The following is a 14,842-nucleotide window of genomic DNA, read 5'->3' on the forward strand; positions in this document are numbered from 1 at the left end:
ACGCCCCACTTCCTGTGGGGAAATGCAGGTGCAAGGCCTGCCCGGCGCTCCACTACGAACCCCGTCCCGCGGCCAGCGGGACGGGGTTCGTGCCGTTCACGGTCCTTCTACTCGGTGGCCGTCCACTTCCGCGCGGCCCCCATCGCCGCGTCCACGTCCCGCAGCGGCCGCAGCCGGTAGGTGTAGGCGTAGTCGCGGTCGGCGAACAGCTTGTACTCGTCGTGCGTGTGGGCGCCCCAGCTGTTGTCGCCGCCCACCCCCATCTGACGGTGGTTGACGCGCAGGACGACGGCGTCACGGGGCGTCAGCTGGTAGTCGTGGCGGACACCCGAGGAGAGGTCCTCCGGGGTGAAGTGCGACGCGTTGACCTCCAGCAGGGAGCCGGGCTCGGCGGAGACGAGGAGACCGGCACCGGCGCGGTCGGTGAGCGCGGCCCAGCGGACGTCCGTCTTGTTGCCGTTCTCCTGGGGGCGGATGTACGGCGTCCACTGCCCCGCGACCGAACCCGACCAGCGGCCGACATCGGTGGCGTCGTTGCGGTCCCAGTGGTTCTCCTCCGGCCCCCGGCCGTAGTAGTGCAGCCGGTCCAGCCGACGGGGCAGCAGGAGCAGGGTGCCCACCTCCGGGATGTACGGCAGGGACGAAGCCCCCGGGTGCAGGGTGTTGTCGACCTTGATCTCACCGTTCCCGAACACCGTGTACGTGGTGGTGTACGTCGACTCGGTGGCCGTCGGCAGGATGCCGCCGACCTTCACCTGAACGGCCCTGTCGGTGCCGAGGACCCGTACCGTCACGTCCGTCACCTTGCGCCGGGCGCCCGCGTCCCGCCAGGTCTGGTTGCGGGTGTGGTGGCCGTTGCCCCGGTCGTTGTCGGTCGGTGCCCGCCAGAAGTTCGGCACGGCACCGGAGTCGAGGAGCCGGGTGCCGTGCGCCTCGTACGAGGTGAGCAGGCCGTCGGCCTTGTCGACGGTCACGGAGAAGTTCCGGCCCCTGACGATGACCCTCCCGGCGGTCTCCTCGTGGCGGAGGGCCGGCACGCTCGCCAGCCGGGTGGGCCTCACCGCGGGGACCGCGGCCTTGACGGGCAGCTGCTGCTTGGCCACCTCGAAGCCCGCCTTCGCCCAGGGGGTGCGTTCCCTGGTGGTGAAGGAGAGCTGGAGGAAGTACTCCGTACCGGGCGCCGGGGAGGACGGCAGACGGAAGGGGACGGTGATGTCCTTGCTGGAGAGCGGGGCGACGTTCAGCTGAGCCCGTGTCAGACGGCCGCGCTGGACCACCTCGCCGTCGGCCACCAGCGACCAATGGCCGTCGTAGGCCCGCAGGTTGGTGAACAGGTTCTCGTTGGTGAGGGTGACCGCCGCTCCCTGGGCGAGGGTGCCGCCGGACGCCGGGGCCGCGCTGATGGCCTGGTAGATCTGCTTGACCTCGGCGGACTTGCCGGTGAGGCGGCGATCGGCGGTGAGGATGCCGTCCGCGACGAAGGCGCCGTCGTTGGGGTTGTCGCCCCAGTCGCCGCCGTACGCGAGGAACGTGCGCTCCTTCGGCTTCCTCTCCGTCACCTTCACGGTGGCCGCGTCGAACCAGAAACGCACCCCGTCGTCCCCCGGGCCCCGCCCGTCGGAGGCCAGCTCCGTCGCGCTCAGCGCCCGCGCGTACACCCGGGCCCGCCGTATCGTCCCGTTGAACTCCCGCGTCGGGTTGTCCACATCGGTGGCGAGCGACAGCGGCGCGGTGTTGCTGCCGGGGCGCCGTGTGGTGGTGCGGGTCGCCTTCGCCTCGCCGTCGACGTACAGGGTGAGGGAACCGGCCTCCGCGTCGAAGACGCCCGCGACATGGTGCTCCCGCCCGGTCCAGCCCTCGTCCGGCACGTTCCAGCTCGCGCTGACCCACTGGCCGCCGCCGTGGATGAAGAACTCGACGCTCCGGTTCGTCTGCTTCAGCGCGTACTGCGTGTCGCCCTTGGCGAGGATCGGCTGGTGGCCGAAGGGGACGTGCGGGGTGAACCACGCCTCCAGGGTCAGCGACCCCGTCAGGTCCACGGAGTCGTCCCGCGCGAAGGCGGTCGCGCCGAAGACGCCCTTGTCGCGGTCGAACCGCCCGGCGGCGGTGAGGAGTTCACCCTTCAGGCCGTTCGGCCCGGAGTCCGTGAAGATCTTCCGCACCGGTACCGGCGTCGTCAGCGACTGGTCGATGAAGTCCCAGATCCAGCCGCCCTGGAGGACGTCGTAGCGGCGTACGAGGTCCCAGTACTTCTTGAAGTTGCCGGTCGAGTTCCCCATGGAGTGCGAGTACTCGATCATCACGTACGGGCGGGTGTCCGAGGTGTCCTTCGCGCGCTGCTCGACCCGCTGCGGGCTGTCGTACATCTCCGACCTGATCTGGCTGATCGTCGGCCGGTCGTCGCCCTCGTACTGGACGACGCGGGTCGGGTCGTAGGAGCGGATCCAGTCGTGCATGGCGACGAAGGTGCTGCCGCCGCCCGCCTCGTTGCCGAGGGACCAGATGACGACCGAGGCGTGGTTCTTGTCGCGGTGCACCATGGCCTGGGCGCGGGCCACGCACGCCTTCGTCCAGTCGGCGTGGTTGCCCGGGTACTGGTCGCGGATGCCGTGCGTCTCCAGGTTCGTCTCGTCGACGAGGTACAGCCCGTACTCGTCGGCCAGCTCCAGCCACAGCGGGTTGTTGGGGTAGTGCGAGGTGCGGATCGTGTTGATGTTCAACCGCTTGGCGAGCCGCATGTCCCGCTCCATGTCGGCGCGGGTGAGCGCCATGCCCCGGTCGGGGTGCATCTCGTGCCGGTTGGTGCCCCGGAACGACACCGGCTTGCCGTTGATCCGCATCAGCCCGTCCTTCAGGGCGAACTCGCGCAGACCGACGCGGTGCGACAGTGTCTCGACGACCTTGCCGCGCGGGTCCCGCAGCCGCAGCACCGCCGTGTAGAGGGCCGGACGCTCGGCCGACCAGAGCACCGGGTCCGGCACCGCCTTGCTCGCGCTGACGGTCACGTCCTCGCCGGCCGGGGCAGCGGACGGGTCGACCGACCGCGCGAGGGGCCGCGACCAGACGGCGTGCCCGCGCGCGTCGTAGAGCTGTGTCTCCACGGAGTACGCGCCCTTGACGGCGCCCTTTCCGTAGGCGCGGACGCTCGCCGTGACCGACAGGTCGGCGGCCCGGTAGCCGTCGCGGATCGGGGTGTCCAGCTTGAAGTCGCGCAGGTGCACGGCCGGGGTGTTGAAGAGGTAGACCGAGCGGAAGATGCCGCTCAGCCGGATCATGTCCTGGTCCTCCAGCCAGTCGCCGTCCGAGTAGCGGTACACCTCGACGGCGATCTGGTTGGTCCCCGGCTTCAGATGCTCGGTGATGTCGTACTCGGCCGGGTCGTAGGAGTCCTCGTGGTAGCCGACCAGCTGACCGTTGATCCACACGTAGTGCGCGGACTTCACGCCCTCGAAGTGGAGGAAGGTCCGGCGGCCGTCCGCCGTCCAGTTCTTCGGGAGCGTGAACCGGCGCCGGTACTGCCCGATCGGGTTGTACCGGGTCGGCGCGGCCGGTGGTTGCGCCTCCTCGCCGAGACCGTTCGGGCCCCACCACGGGTAGGTGATGTTGATGTAGATCGGGAAGTCGTAGCCGTGGTTCTGCCAGCAGGACGGCACGGGGATGGTGTCCCAGCCGCTGTCGTCGACGTCGGTGCGGTAGAAGTCCTCGTCCCGGTCGTCCGGCCGGTCCGCGTACGCGAACTTCCACCGGCCGTCGAGGCTGAGACGGTACGGGGAGTCGGTGCGGTCGGCCTTGAGGGCCTGTCTGACGTCCGCGTACGGCATGAGGGTCGTGTGGGGCGGCTCGGCGCCGACCTGGAACAGGGCGATGTCGCCGTTCCATTCGGTGCCGTCGGCCGTGACCGCGGCCGTGGTGGTGGCCGTGGTGGTGGCGGCCCCCGTCGTCGCGGTGCGGGCCGCGGCCCGGGCGACGCCGTCGGGCAGGGCGAGGCCGGCGAGGAGCGCGGCGCCGCCCTCCAGGAGACGGCGGCGGCTGACTGCGGGGCGCGCGGACGGGTCCGCGTGGACGCCAGGGTGCGGGTGCTGCATGACCGGGGCCTTCCTCGTGACGACTTGGGGGAGTGCGCGTACTGAGGACCGTCGGTTGCTGTCCGTTGTTGTTGAAAAACCGCGCTCACACTAGGACTTCGAACAGAAGTGGAGCAATGAGTCTGTCGGACTCTGTGTGGTCCTGGGGGTGAGTGGGGCGCCACCCGTGCGGGTGGGTCCGGCTGGTGTCGTCGGGGCGCGGGGCCGTCGCGCCGTTACGGTGCCCGGATGGTGGCAGGTCTGGCGTTGGCGCTGTGCGCTGCGGTGTGCATGGGTACGGCGACGGTGTTCCAGGCGCTGGGGTCGAGACGGACGGCGAAGGCCGACACCGGGGCGACCGCGGACGCCGGTGGCGGTGGCGGTGGCGGTGCGGGTGCCGGTGGCGGTGGGGCGCGGGGGCGGTGGGGGACGGTCGTGGCGGTGCTGCGCGGGTGGCCGTTCCTGCTCGGGGCCGGGCTGGACACGGCCGGGTTCGGGGCGCAGGTGGGGGCGTTGCTGCTGGTCCCGCTGTTCCTGGTCGAGGCGGCGGTCGCGGCGTCCCTGGCGATCACGGCGGTCGTCGGGACGTTCGTCCTCGGACTGCGGCTGAGGCGCGGCGAGTGGACGGCCGTGGCGGTGGTGTGCCTGGGGCTCGCCACGCTGGCCGTGTCGGCGGGCCGCGAGGGGGACGGCCACGGTGACGAGGCGCTGCGGGTGACGGCGCTGGCGGTGTCGCTGCTGGTGGTGGCGCTCGGCTGGTTCGTGGGCGGACGGCTGCGGCGGGGCCGGGCCGTCGTCCTGGGCGCCGCGGCGGGCATCAGCTTCGGGCTGACCGCGACCGCCGTCCGGCTGCTGCCGGAGACGTCCGTGCCCGCCGTACTGGCCCAGCCCGTGGCGTACGCCGTGGTCGTCTCCGGTCTCGGCGGCTATCTCCTGCTCGTCCAGGCCCTCCAGTCCGGCTCCGTCACGGCGGCCACCGCGGCGATGGTGATCTGCGAGACCGTCTGGCCGGGCCTGTTCGGCGTGCTGTGGCTCGGCGACACCACCCGGCACGGGTACGGCGCCCTGGCGGCCGCCGGGTTCGCGGCGTGCGTCGCGGGCGGCGTGGCGCTGGCCCGGTTCGGGGAGGCGGAGGAGGCCCAGGGAGCGTAGGGCGCCTCCAGGACACCTAGAGTGTCCAGGCCGCCATCCGCCGCGCGTACGAGCCCCATGAGTGGAAGCTGTTGCTGCGCCTGGTGGAGCCGCTCCACGGCCTCCTCTTCTACCGCAGTCAGTGGGAGGAGACGGCAGCGGTCAAGGCCATGGCGGTCGAGGCGGCACGAGAGGTGCACGACGAATCCGCCGAACTGGCGTCACTCGTCCATCTCGCCGAGGCGCGGCGCGTTCTGGGACGCCGCGAGGAGACGACCGGGCGGTACGAGCGCGCGCTGGACATCGCCCGGCTGCGTGGCGACGACGACGAGCAGGGCTGGATCCTGACCCATTTCGGCGACCTCCAGTGCGACTTGGAGCGTCCCGGCGAGGCGCTGCGCCGGTACGCCGAGGCCGGCGCGATCTACCGGCGCCGGGGCGACACGGGTGCCGAGATCTGGCTCTCCGCCCACATGGCGGACGCGTACAGGCAACTGGACCGGCCGCAGGACGCGGCGCGCGTCCTGTCGGACGCTCCGGAGACGAGTCGACGGCGGGGCCGCCGGGAGGAGATCCTGTGGTGCCAGTGGCATCTGGCCCTGGCGTACGACCAGATGGGCCGGTACGCCGAGGCGGAGGAGACTCTCGCGCCGGCCGCCGATTTCCACCGGCGCCGCGGTGAACAGGCGGGATCGGCGACGATGCTGACGATCCTGGGAGACATCCATCTCCACGCCGGTCGACCCGCCCGCGCCCGAGAGGCATACGGTGAGGCCCTGGAGCTGGTTCGCTCCCTCGACGTTCCGCAGCGGGTGGCGGAGCTCGAGGCGGCCCTGGAGCGTGCCTCCGAATGAGGCGTCGTCCACGAGTGCGCGGTTCCACGAAGGCGTGATCCAGCCATGACAGATGTCACGGCACACCTGTGAACGTGATCGTCCAGCGGATGGATGTAACCCTCACCGGTCCCGGCGAGACTCAGGACATCGAGAGCCGTTAACGGGGAGGAACAGCCGTGGGTATCAAGCGACTTGTGGGCGCAGCCGTGGGGACCACCCTTCTGCTGTTCACCGCCGTGCCCACGGCGTCCGCCGCGGGCACCGCCGAGGCCCCCACCCGGCCCGCCGCCCGTGAGGCCCTGGATCGCACCGCCCTGCGCGGCACGCTCGACGCCTTCCACGAGGCGGGCATGTACGGCGCGTACTCCGCCGTGCGCGAGGGCCGCGACCGCTGGAAGGGCGCCTCCGGACTCGCCGACGTGGACACCGGCCGCAAGGTCACTCCGAACATGCGGCACCGCATCGGTAGCATCAGCAAGACGTTCACCGCGGTGGCGATCCTCCAGCAGGTGGAGAAGGGGCGGATCAGCCTCGACGCCCCGGTGACGCGGTACGTGCCGGACCTCTTCCCCGGCGCCGACCGGCAGCGCGGCGACGCGATCACCGTCCGGATGCTGCTCAACCACACCAGCCACCTCGGCGACTACGTCCTCGGCGCCTTCCCCTCCCTCAGCCGGAACTCCACCGCCAGCCTCGACGAGCACCGCTTCCGCTCGATACGGCCCCGGGAACTCGTACGCCTGGGCCTCGCCGCACCCGCCACCGGCAGCCCGGGCGCGCAGCCCGGCTCGTACTCCAACACCAACTACGTCGTCGCCGGCCTCATCCTGGAGAAGGTCACCGGTCAGAAGGCGGCCACGTACCTCACCCGCCACGTCATCGACCGCGCCGGGCTGCACCACACCGCGTTCCCGCGCACCCCGTACATCAAGGGCCCGCACGCGAAGATGTACGAGTCGTTCTTCGGCCTCATCGATCCGCCGCGCGACTACAGCGTCTACGACATGTCCTGGGGCTACACCGCCGGTGCCCTCACCTCCACGATGGACGACCTCAACCGCTTCTACGCCAGGCTGCTCACCGGGAAGCTGATCGGCCGGGCCTCCCTGGCGGAGATGCAGCGCACGGTCCCGGTGAACGTCGCCACCGGCGTCGCCATCGACTACGGCCTCGGCATCTACACCCTGGAGATCCCCGGCTGCGGCCGCTTCTGGGGCCACGACGGCGGGGTCTTCGGCGCCGGCACGATCAGCCTCACCCGCGCGGACGGCGACCGCCAGCTCAGCCTGGGCTTCACCCTGATGAAGTACCAGCGCCTGAACGAGGAGGGCACGGAGCTGGAGCCCAGCCCGATCGACGAGGCGCTCAACGTCCATCTCGCGACGGCGCTGTGCGACGCGCCGGGGACGGACGCCGGTGCGGGTACGGGTACGGGTTCGGGCACGGGTGAGGAGGCGGGCACGGAGTCGAAGCCTTCGTCCAAGCCGTCCAAGCCGTCGGAGTCCTCGCAGCCGTCGGCGTCGGCGGGCGGGGAGCGGGTGCTTCCCGCCCGGCTGGTCGGCGTGGACCTCTCCACCGGGGGCCAGGTGGTGAGCCCGGCCGCTCCCGTCCCGAACTGACGCTTCCGGGTGGGTAGGCTGTCCGCCCACGCCTCACCGGGAGAGTGCCGCCTTGCCCACTTTCGTCATCTTCGACCTGGAGTTCACAACCTGGCCGGGGGCCGTCGCGGGGGACTGGTCGGCGCCCGGCCAGCTTCGCGAGATCGTGCAGATCGGGGCGCTACGGCTGGACGAGCGGTACGCGGTGGTGGAGGAGTACGAGACGCTGGTCCGCCCGGTGGCGAACCCCGAGCTGTCCTCCTTCTTCACCGAACTCACCGGCATCGACCAGGAGTCCGTGGACCGGGACGGCGTGCCCCCGGCCGAGGCCCTCAGCGACTTCCTGGCCTTCTGCCAGGGCCGGTCCGTCCTCTCGTACGGCAACGACATGCTGGTCCTCGGCGAGAACATCGGCTGGGCCCGCTCCCGGGGCGAGCACATCAAGCACACGCCCCTCACCCCCGGCTTCCTCAACATCCGCCCCTGGGTCAACACGGTCGCCCCGGCGACGGTCGGCATCAACTCGGGCCGCCTGTGGGAGACGCTGGGCCTGCCGCGCCCGGCCTCCGAGGGCGCGGAACACTCGGCACTCTTCGACTGCCACTCGATCGCGGCGGCGCTGCGACACCTGGCGGGGGCGGGGGCCGCTCTGCCGACGGGGCTGCTGTAGGGGGTGGTCGGGGGGCCACCGCCCGGGGGCCAGGAGGCCGCCGCCGGGCGGCCGGGGCATTACCCGGCGGGTAATCGACGTCTACGGGGCCGGCTGGCAGGCTCGTCCGTACGGGGGCCGGCGGGCCGGAACACCGGAGTACCGGAGTACCGGACCGCCGGGCTACCGGACCGCGGGACCTCCGGCCCCCGGCCCCCCCCGGACCCCGAACCTCCGGCCCAGGACCCGCTCCACCCAGCTCCACCGACCCAGCCCCCATCGCCCGAAAGGACCCACGACACCATGTCCGCCTACGCCATCGCCCACCTGCGTGACGCCGCCCCGCACCCGGACATCGCCGAGTACATCGAGCGGATTCCCGGCACCTTCGAGCCGTACGGCGGACGCTTCCTCGTCCATGCCACGCCGCACGAGGTGAAGGAGGGCGCCTGGCCGGGCCACGTCGTGGTGATCGGCTTCCCCTCGATCGAGGAAGCCCGGGCCTGGTGGGACTCACCGGCCTACCAGGAGATCGCCCCGCTGCGCTCCCGGCACATCGAGGGCGACATCATCATGGTCGAGGGCGTCCCCGTGGACTACGACCCGGCGGCCACGGCGAAGGCCATGCGGGAGGCACTGCCCGCCGACGTCACGCCGCCGCGCCCGTGAGGCGGTCCAACTCCTCAGCGACCACCGTCCGCAAGGCGTCGTGGCGGGGCCCGAGGGCGTGGCTCGGGTCGGCCCAGTGCTCCGGCGGGTAGAGCCACACCGGGCGCCCCACCGACTCGGCCGGCTCCCACGCGTACCGCGGCCACACGTGCGCGTGCAGAAACGGGTCGGTGTTGCCGAGGATCTCCAGGTTGACCCGACGGAACGCGGGGTCGAGCCGCCCGCAGGCCCGCTCGACGGCCTCGCCGAGCCGTTCCATGTCCGACAGGAACGCGAGCCGTCGCGCCCTCGGCAGGTCCGAGAGCCGCGTCACGGCGGGGTCGTCGACGAGCAGGACGGCGTATCCGGGCAGGAACTGCACGTCGCCGATCACCGCGAACCCGGCGTCCAGCCTCCGCAGCACGGTGGGGTTCTCGCCGCGAAGGGCGCTTCCGATCCGATCACGCCGCCAGTCCTCAGCCATGACCGGTGACCCTATCCGGGGGTGTGCCGTGTGACCTGTCCGGTACCGCTTCGATACGCCCCGTGGGGCCGACGGTGCCCGTGTCCCCTCATAGACTCCGCGGCATGAAACGGGGAACAGCGGTGCGCGTGGCGGCGGTTGTGGCGCTCGCGCCCCTCCTCACGGCCTGCGGCGCCGAGCACGATCCCCTCTTCGTCACGGGCACCGCGGCGGAGCCCACGCTCGCCTGGCGGGACTGCCCGGCCGCGAAGGACGACGGGATCACCGAGGCCGCGCTCTACGAGTGGGACGACTCCAGCACCGTCGACGACCCGGGCCGGACGCTGTGGCACATCAGGGCGACGGACGGGAAGACCCTCTCGCAGCGGATCCGACTGGGCATCGCCCCGGACGGCTTCACGACCGAACGGCCCCTCACCGACGCCCTGGACCCCGACACCACCTACGCCCTGCGCGCCAACATGGCCTCGGACGACCGGATCTCCGGCTTCCTCACCTTCCGCCCCGGACAACTCGTCCCCGGCCAGGTCGTGTTCAGCGAGTCGGACGCCGAGTCCCGGACGGCCTACGACGCGCGGGACGACGAGGAGTTCGGCTGCTCCACGGAGTGAGCCGGCCGCGGCCCGACCACGGCCCGTCGGTTCGCCGGGCCCGGCCGCGGTCGGGCGGTCAGCCGGTGATGCGGGGGAGCAGGGAGACCATCTTGTTGCCGTAGCGGGCGATCAGTGCGTCGTCGTACTGGAGGAGCTGGGGCGGCATGCCGAAGTTCAGTGGCTTGCCCTTTCCGAAGAAGTCGACGTGGTGGCGCCAGACCTGGCGGCCCGTGCGCGGGTCGAGACCGGACAGGTCACCGGTGGGGCTGAGGAAGAACACGACTCCCCGCTTCTCCGACACCACGGGTGAGGCGATGCCCGTCATCGACTCCTCGTCAGGCATGGGGACGCCCACCGGGCGGTTCCACAGGGTCTTGCCCGTCCGCAGCGAGTAGGCGCGGGCCTCCCCCTGCCAGTTCACGGAGATCACACGGTCACCGATGACCTCCAGGTTGGCCTGCGCTCCCTGGAGGGGCAACCATCGCTCGACCCCCTGCCCGGAGCCGCTGACCAGGGTGAGCCTCATCTTCTTGCCGGCCGCGTCCCTTTCCGCGCCGAGCACCAGCCGGTCCTTCGTGGTCCCCATGATCGACTGCCTGCCGAGGAGGCCCGTGATCTGCTTGGCCTTCCCGGTGGCGGGGTCGAGGCGGAAGACGTCGGTGGTCTGCGGATGCTTGATCTCGCGCCTGCACGCGAGGTAAGGCACCCCGCTCAGCACCGCCCGTTCACACCAGATGCCCTTCTCCCAGGTGTGACGCCACTTCGTCTTGCCGGTCCTCGGGTCGAGGGCCGACATCGTGCGGTCCTTCGGGGTGTTCGCCAGCACCGCGCCGTCGATGAGCAGGGCGGACTGAGCGTCCCGATTGTCGTTCGCCAGCTTCACCTTCCACAGCACCTTCCCGGTGCCGGCCCGCACCGCCACCAGATCGGTGCCGCCCGCGTAGTCGCCGTTCGGCAGGCTCCGCGCAGTGTGGTTCTGGTACGCGTAGACCACACCGTCGCGCACCGCGAACGGGTTGTCGTTGCTGTAACCGCTCTCGCGGACGACCTTGACGGTCCACCGCCGTTCGCCGGTGCGCGCGTCGAACTTCGCCGCGTCGTACCTGCTCCCGGCGCAGTACAGCGCGGCGCCGTCCGTCACGCAGCCCCGCTCGGCCGTGCCCTTGGCGGTGATGTTCCACGGCTTCCAGCCCTGCGGCGACGCCGCGGGCCGCGCCGGCCGGTCCTGGTCGGCCGCGCCACCGCCCCCGAGGCCCAGTACCGCCCCGGCGGTGATCGCGGCGACCGCCACCATCGACCCCGTGGCCTGCGCGAAACGGCGCCGGCCACGCCGCCGCACGACCCTGTCGACCAGGTCCCCGGGCGCCCGCACCCGGTCCAGGTCGACCGCGCGCAACGTCTCCCGGACCTTCTCCTCCACCTGCTCCGTCGTCATCCCCGGACCCCCCTGGGTGTGTAGCTGAGCTGCGTGACCTGTTCCACGGACGCGCCGGGCCTCTCGACGAGCCCCTCGGGCCCCAACTCCGGGACCAGCGTGCGGAGCTTGGCGAGCGAGCGGTACGCGGTGCTGCGGACGGTGCCGACGGGGCAGCCCAGCAGCGCCGCGACCTCGCCCTCCGGCAGGTCCTCGAAGTAGCGCAGGACGACCACGGTCCGCTGCCGCTTCGACAGTCGGCGCAGCGCCGCCCACAGCGCGATCCGCAGCTCGGACCCCGCACCGGCGTCGCCCTCCGTGGCGGAGTCGGGCAGGACGGGCACCGTCGTCTCCGCGCGGTGCCGGCGCAGCCGCCAGCGGTTGACCTGCTGCCGGTACAGGATCTGCCGGACGTACGCCTCTGGCTGCTCGATGCTCGCCCAGCGCCCGTACGCCTTCATCAACGCGATCTGCAGCAGGTCCTCGGCGGCGTACCGGTCCCCTCCTGTGAGCAGCACCGCGAGCCGCAGCAACGCGGTGGACCGCATCGCCACGAACTCCCGGAACTCGTCGTGCCCAGAGGCCTTCATCGACCCTCCCCTTCTCAACACCCACCACGACGAGGCGAGCCCTCCACGGCTATCCCCCCACCCCAGAAGTTTTTCGCGCCCCACCACAGGCCGGCGCCGAGCCGGGGCGGGCACCATCGGCGGCGGGCGACGGCGTTCCGGGTTCGCGCGGTCGCCCCTGGAGGCATGCTGTTCGCATGCTGGATCAGGGGGACATGCTGGATCAGGGGGACATGCTGGATCAGGGGGGCATGGTGGGTCAGGGGGCATGGTGGGTCACGAGGGCATGGTGGAGCGGCTGCGGCCGATCGTGGCGGGGCATCGTGGGCGTCGGCAGGAGTCGGTCCGGTTTCGGCCGGCCACGTGGCGGCCCTGGCTGGAGCCGTACCACGCAGCCCATGTGCTCGGCTTCGGGACGGCGGACGGTGCCTCCGGCGGCGGGCGGCTGCTCGGGCGGGACGATCTGGCCGCCGCCCGGCGAGCGGCCGGTGACAGGCCGGAGGGGCTCCGGGACCTGTTCGTCGCGGTCATGATCTGGGGCTCGGGCACGACCAACGGACGCGGTCCCCGCTACACCGGCGCGGCCCTCGGCGACCCCCGCCTGCCGGGCGTCCTCGACACCACCCGCGACGCCGTCCTTTCCGGCGAACTGGGCAGCGCCTACGCAGAGTTCAGGGTGTGCGGCGTGGGTCGGTCGTTCTTCACCAAGTGGTTCGCCGCCGTCGACGACCGTGGACCCGGCCATGCGTACGCCCTGATCCTCGACGACCGTGTGTTCCGCTCCCTCAACGCCCTCGGCTGGTCGAGCAGGGAGGCGGCCGGCACCCGTCTCCGGCCCGCCCGCTACGTCGCCTACGTCACCGCCATGCACGACTGGGCCGCTTCCCTGGACGTGACGGCGGACTGGCTGGAGTGGCTCATGTTCGACCTCAACGGTCGGGTCCAGCCGCCACGGGCTCGATGAATGTTCGTGAACGGGGAACACATCATGAACATCAGGAAGTTGACGTCTCTCGGCATGACGCCGCTGGTGCTGGCCGGTATCGCCGTGGCCGCGCCGATCGCCGGTGCGACCGCCGCCAGTGCCACGCCGCAGGGGTGCCAGGTCGGCAAGCCGACCGAGAACACGGGGTTCGCGATCTGCCACCGGGGCACCGGCCAGGTGCGGGTGAAGGTCACCTGTGAGGACGGCATCACGGGCAGGAGCCACTTCGCGTACGGCCCGTGGGTCGGCATCGAGAAGAAGTCGAGCGTGGCGTGCGGTGCGGCCCAGCGGTACTTCGTGACACTGGTCGACTACCAGCTCCGCTGATCCCACGACGCGGGCCGGGCTCGCCCGGCGCGCAGGCGGACGGCCGCGGAACCTCTCTCCGCGGCCGTCCGCTTCTTCGTGCGCCCGGTGCGGGGTGCGAGGTGCGGGGTGCGGGGTGCTAATCCCCGCGCCCTTCGTCCCCCTTGCTGTTCGAGGAGCGGAACGGGTCGACGACGCGGAGGAGTTCACCCACGGCGAGGGTCGCGGTGGCGACGGCGCGGACCCAACGGGGGCCGCCCCGGGCGGCCCAGAAGACACAGACGCAGCCGCCGATGACGAGTACGAGGACGCCGGACAGTATGAGCACCGCCATGCTCGCTCCCCCTTCGCTTCTCCAGTGGTCGTCCGCGCATCCTCTCAGGAGGCCACCGCCCCTCCGGTGTCAGTGGCCCGCTGTACGTTCCGCTCATGGGCGTATATCTGGTCAGTGTGGGCGCGAAGGGCTGGTTCGAGGGGTTCGGAGACGAGGACGAGGAGGAGGACGGGTGGGTCCACGTCTCCTCGGCGCTGAACGAGGAGTTGGGCCGGCGGGGGCTGCCGGCCTATGACTCGGTGCCCGAGGAGGCGGAGTTCGTCCGCGGGTCGGGCCGGAGGTTCGAGGAGAAGCTGATCCCCTCCATGGACGGGTTCGTCGCGCTGTGCGAGGCGCACCTCTCGGCCGAGGAGGTGGCGGTCCTCTGCGGCTGGTCGGTGCTGGTGCCGTTCTCGCTCGACGAGCCCATCCTGCTGCCCGTCGGCTCCGCGTACACGGACGAGACCCTCGTCGCCGGCGCCCCGCAGATGCTCGCGCTCGCGGAGAGACTGGCCGAGGCCGTCGACCTGCCGGCCGAGACCCCGGCCATGTGCGACAACCTCGACCTGACCCTGTGGTTCATGGACGGACCGGCGAGCGAGCTGGCCGCGTCCCGGCCGGGGCCGTGGAGCGAGGACCTCGACGCGGCGTTCTACGTGGCACTGTACCTGCGCGCCGCGCAGCACTCGCTCCGCCGCGGCTGCCCGATCGTCTACTCCTGAGGCGCCGCCGCCCGCCGGGCGGTCCCGCCGCTCACAGCAGCCCGCGTACGCACTCCGCGAGGGTGCGGGTCGCCGTGTTGTGCGCGGTCGCGGCGAACAGCGGGTCGAGGTGGTTCATGCCCTCGTCCGTCTCGTGGACGGCGTACGGGACGCCGGACCCGTTAGTGCCCGTCGAGGTAGTACGCGAGCGGGTCGGCGCCGCCGGTGAACCCGGAGCGGTCGGCGAGGTTCTCCTCCCGCCGGTCCGGCGCCCACATCTGCACGCCGGGACCGCCGCGACGAGGTCCGCGCCATCAGCCGGAAGTCGTTGGCCGCGCCGAACATTCCGGGCACCAACAGGACCACCGTGCCCGCGTCCCGGGGCCCGACCTGGATCACCTGCACGCGGTCGGAGCCCACGGGCCCGCCACCCCGCCCGACGGCGACCGAATGAACCTCCCGGCCGGTGCCGGCCCCCCGACCAGCCGCCCGGGACCGCCCTCCGCCGACCCCGACCCACCGGCCGCACGCCCCCGGCTTCCTGTCCACCG

The 14,842-nt window shown here is 71.8% G+C and carries 14 protein-coding genes; 9 read left to right on the forward strand and 5 right to left on the reverse strand.

The features are described from left to right. Positions 1-107: 107 nt before the first annotated feature. A complete protein-coding gene (locus ACZ4Z3_RS22265; RefSeq protein WP_468502617.1) occupies positions 108-4,085 on the reverse strand; it encodes a glycoside hydrolase family 2 TIM barrel-domain containing protein in 3,978 nt (1,325 codons plus the stop codon). A 228-nt stretch (positions 4,086-4,313) separates the two neighbouring features. Here ACZ4Z3_RS22265 and ACZ4Z3_RS22270 point away from each other — a divergent pair, with 228 nt between their 5' ends. From ACZ4Z3_RS22270 to ACZ4Z3_RS22290, 5 genes are all read left to right on the forward strand, one after another. After that, positions 4,314-5,216 carry a hypothetical protein gene (locus ACZ4Z3_RS22270; RefSeq protein ID WP_468502618.1) on the forward strand — a complete coding sequence of 301 codons (903 nt, stop codon included), beginning with the start codon at positions 4,314-4,316 and terminating at the stop codon, positions 5,214-5,216. A 71-nt stretch (positions 5,217-5,287) separates the two neighbouring features. Further along, positions 5,288-6,049, forward strand: a complete 762-nt coding sequence (locus tag ACZ4Z3_RS22275) for a tetratricopeptide repeat protein (RefSeq protein ID WP_468502619.1) — start codon at positions 5,288-5,290, stop codon at positions 6,047-6,049. Between the two features lie 158 nt (positions 6,050-6,207). Further along, on the forward strand, positions 6,208-7,650 hold the full coding sequence (locus ACZ4Z3_RS22280; RefSeq protein ID WP_468502620.1) for a serine hydrolase domain-containing protein: 1,443 nt from the start codon (positions 6,208-6,210) through the stop codon (positions 7,648-7,650). 52 nt (positions 7,651-7,702) lie between these two features. Next, positions 7,703-8,299, forward strand: coding sequence for an exonuclease domain-containing protein (locus tag ACZ4Z3_RS22285; protein ID WP_468502621.1), 597 nt, complete (start codon positions 7,703-7,705; stop codon positions 8,297-8,299). A gap of 282 nt (positions 8,300-8,581) precedes the next feature. Beyond that, a complete protein-coding gene (locus ACZ4Z3_RS22290) occupies positions 8,582-8,947 on the forward strand; it encodes a DUF1330 domain-containing protein (protein WP_468502622.1) in 366 nt (121 codons plus the stop codon). On the opposite strand, the gene ACZ4Z3_RS22295 is transcribed toward ACZ4Z3_RS22290, so the two are convergent. Further along, on the reverse strand, positions 8,928-9,410 hold the full coding sequence (locus ACZ4Z3_RS22295) for an HIT family protein (protein WP_468502623.1): 483 nt from the start codon (positions 9,408-9,410) through the stop codon (positions 8,928-8,930). The genes ACZ4Z3_RS22290 and ACZ4Z3_RS22295 overlap by 20 nt on opposite strands. Positions 9,411-9,514: 104 nt before the next feature. Here ACZ4Z3_RS22295 and ACZ4Z3_RS22300 point away from each other — a divergent pair, with 104 nt between their 5' ends. Continuing rightward, complete coding sequence (locus tag ACZ4Z3_RS22300; protein WP_468502624.1) at positions 9,515-10,021, forward strand: hypothetical protein; 507 nt, start codon at positions 9,515-9,517, stop codon at positions 10,019-10,021. A 58-nt stretch (positions 10,022-10,079) separates the two neighbouring features. Here the strand turns inward: ACZ4Z3_RS22300 and ACZ4Z3_RS22305 are convergent, their stop codons facing one another. Next, positions 10,080-11,438 (reverse strand): outer membrane protein assembly factor BamB family protein, encoded by a 1,359-nt coding sequence (locus ACZ4Z3_RS22305; protein WP_468502625.1) that lies wholly within the window; start codon positions 11,436-11,438, stop codon positions 10,080-10,082. Further along, complete coding sequence (locus ACZ4Z3_RS22310) at positions 11,435-12,007, reverse strand: SigE family RNA polymerase sigma factor (RefSeq protein ID WP_468502626.1); 573 nt, start codon at positions 12,005-12,007, stop codon at positions 11,435-11,437. The genes ACZ4Z3_RS22305 and ACZ4Z3_RS22310 overlap by 4 nt, the downstream gene beginning before the upstream one ends. A gap of 247 nt (positions 12,008-12,254) precedes the next feature. Between ACZ4Z3_RS22310 and ACZ4Z3_RS22315 the strand changes: the two genes are divergently transcribed. Next, on the forward strand, positions 12,255-12,950 hold the full coding sequence (locus ACZ4Z3_RS22315; protein WP_468502627.1) for an 8-oxoguanine DNA glycosylase OGG fold protein: 696 nt from the start codon (positions 12,255-12,257) through the stop codon (positions 12,948-12,950). A gap of 24 nt (positions 12,951-12,974) precedes the next feature. Next, entirely contained in the window at positions 12,975-13,298 is a 324-nt protein-coding gene (locus ACZ4Z3_RS22320) for a hypothetical protein (RefSeq protein WP_468502628.1), read from the forward strand. 118 nt (positions 13,299-13,416) lie between these two features. On the opposite strand, the gene ACZ4Z3_RS22325 is transcribed toward ACZ4Z3_RS22320, so the two are convergent. After that, positions 13,417-13,611, reverse strand: a complete 195-nt coding sequence (locus tag ACZ4Z3_RS22325; RefSeq protein WP_468502629.1) for a hypothetical protein — start codon at positions 13,609-13,611, stop codon at positions 13,417-13,419. 95 nt (positions 13,612-13,706) lie between these two features. Here ACZ4Z3_RS22325 and ACZ4Z3_RS22330 point away from each other — a divergent pair, with 95 nt between their 5' ends. Next, the gene (locus tag ACZ4Z3_RS22330) at positions 13,707-14,312 is read left to right on the forward strand and encodes a hypothetical protein (RefSeq protein ID WP_468502630.1); all 606 of its coding nucleotides are present in this window, start codon (positions 13,707-13,709) and stop codon (positions 14,310-14,312) included. The last annotated feature ends 530 nt before the right edge of the window (positions 14,313-14,842 follow it).

It is taken from the genome of Streptomyces sp. NPDC030296 (assembly GCF_055572815.1).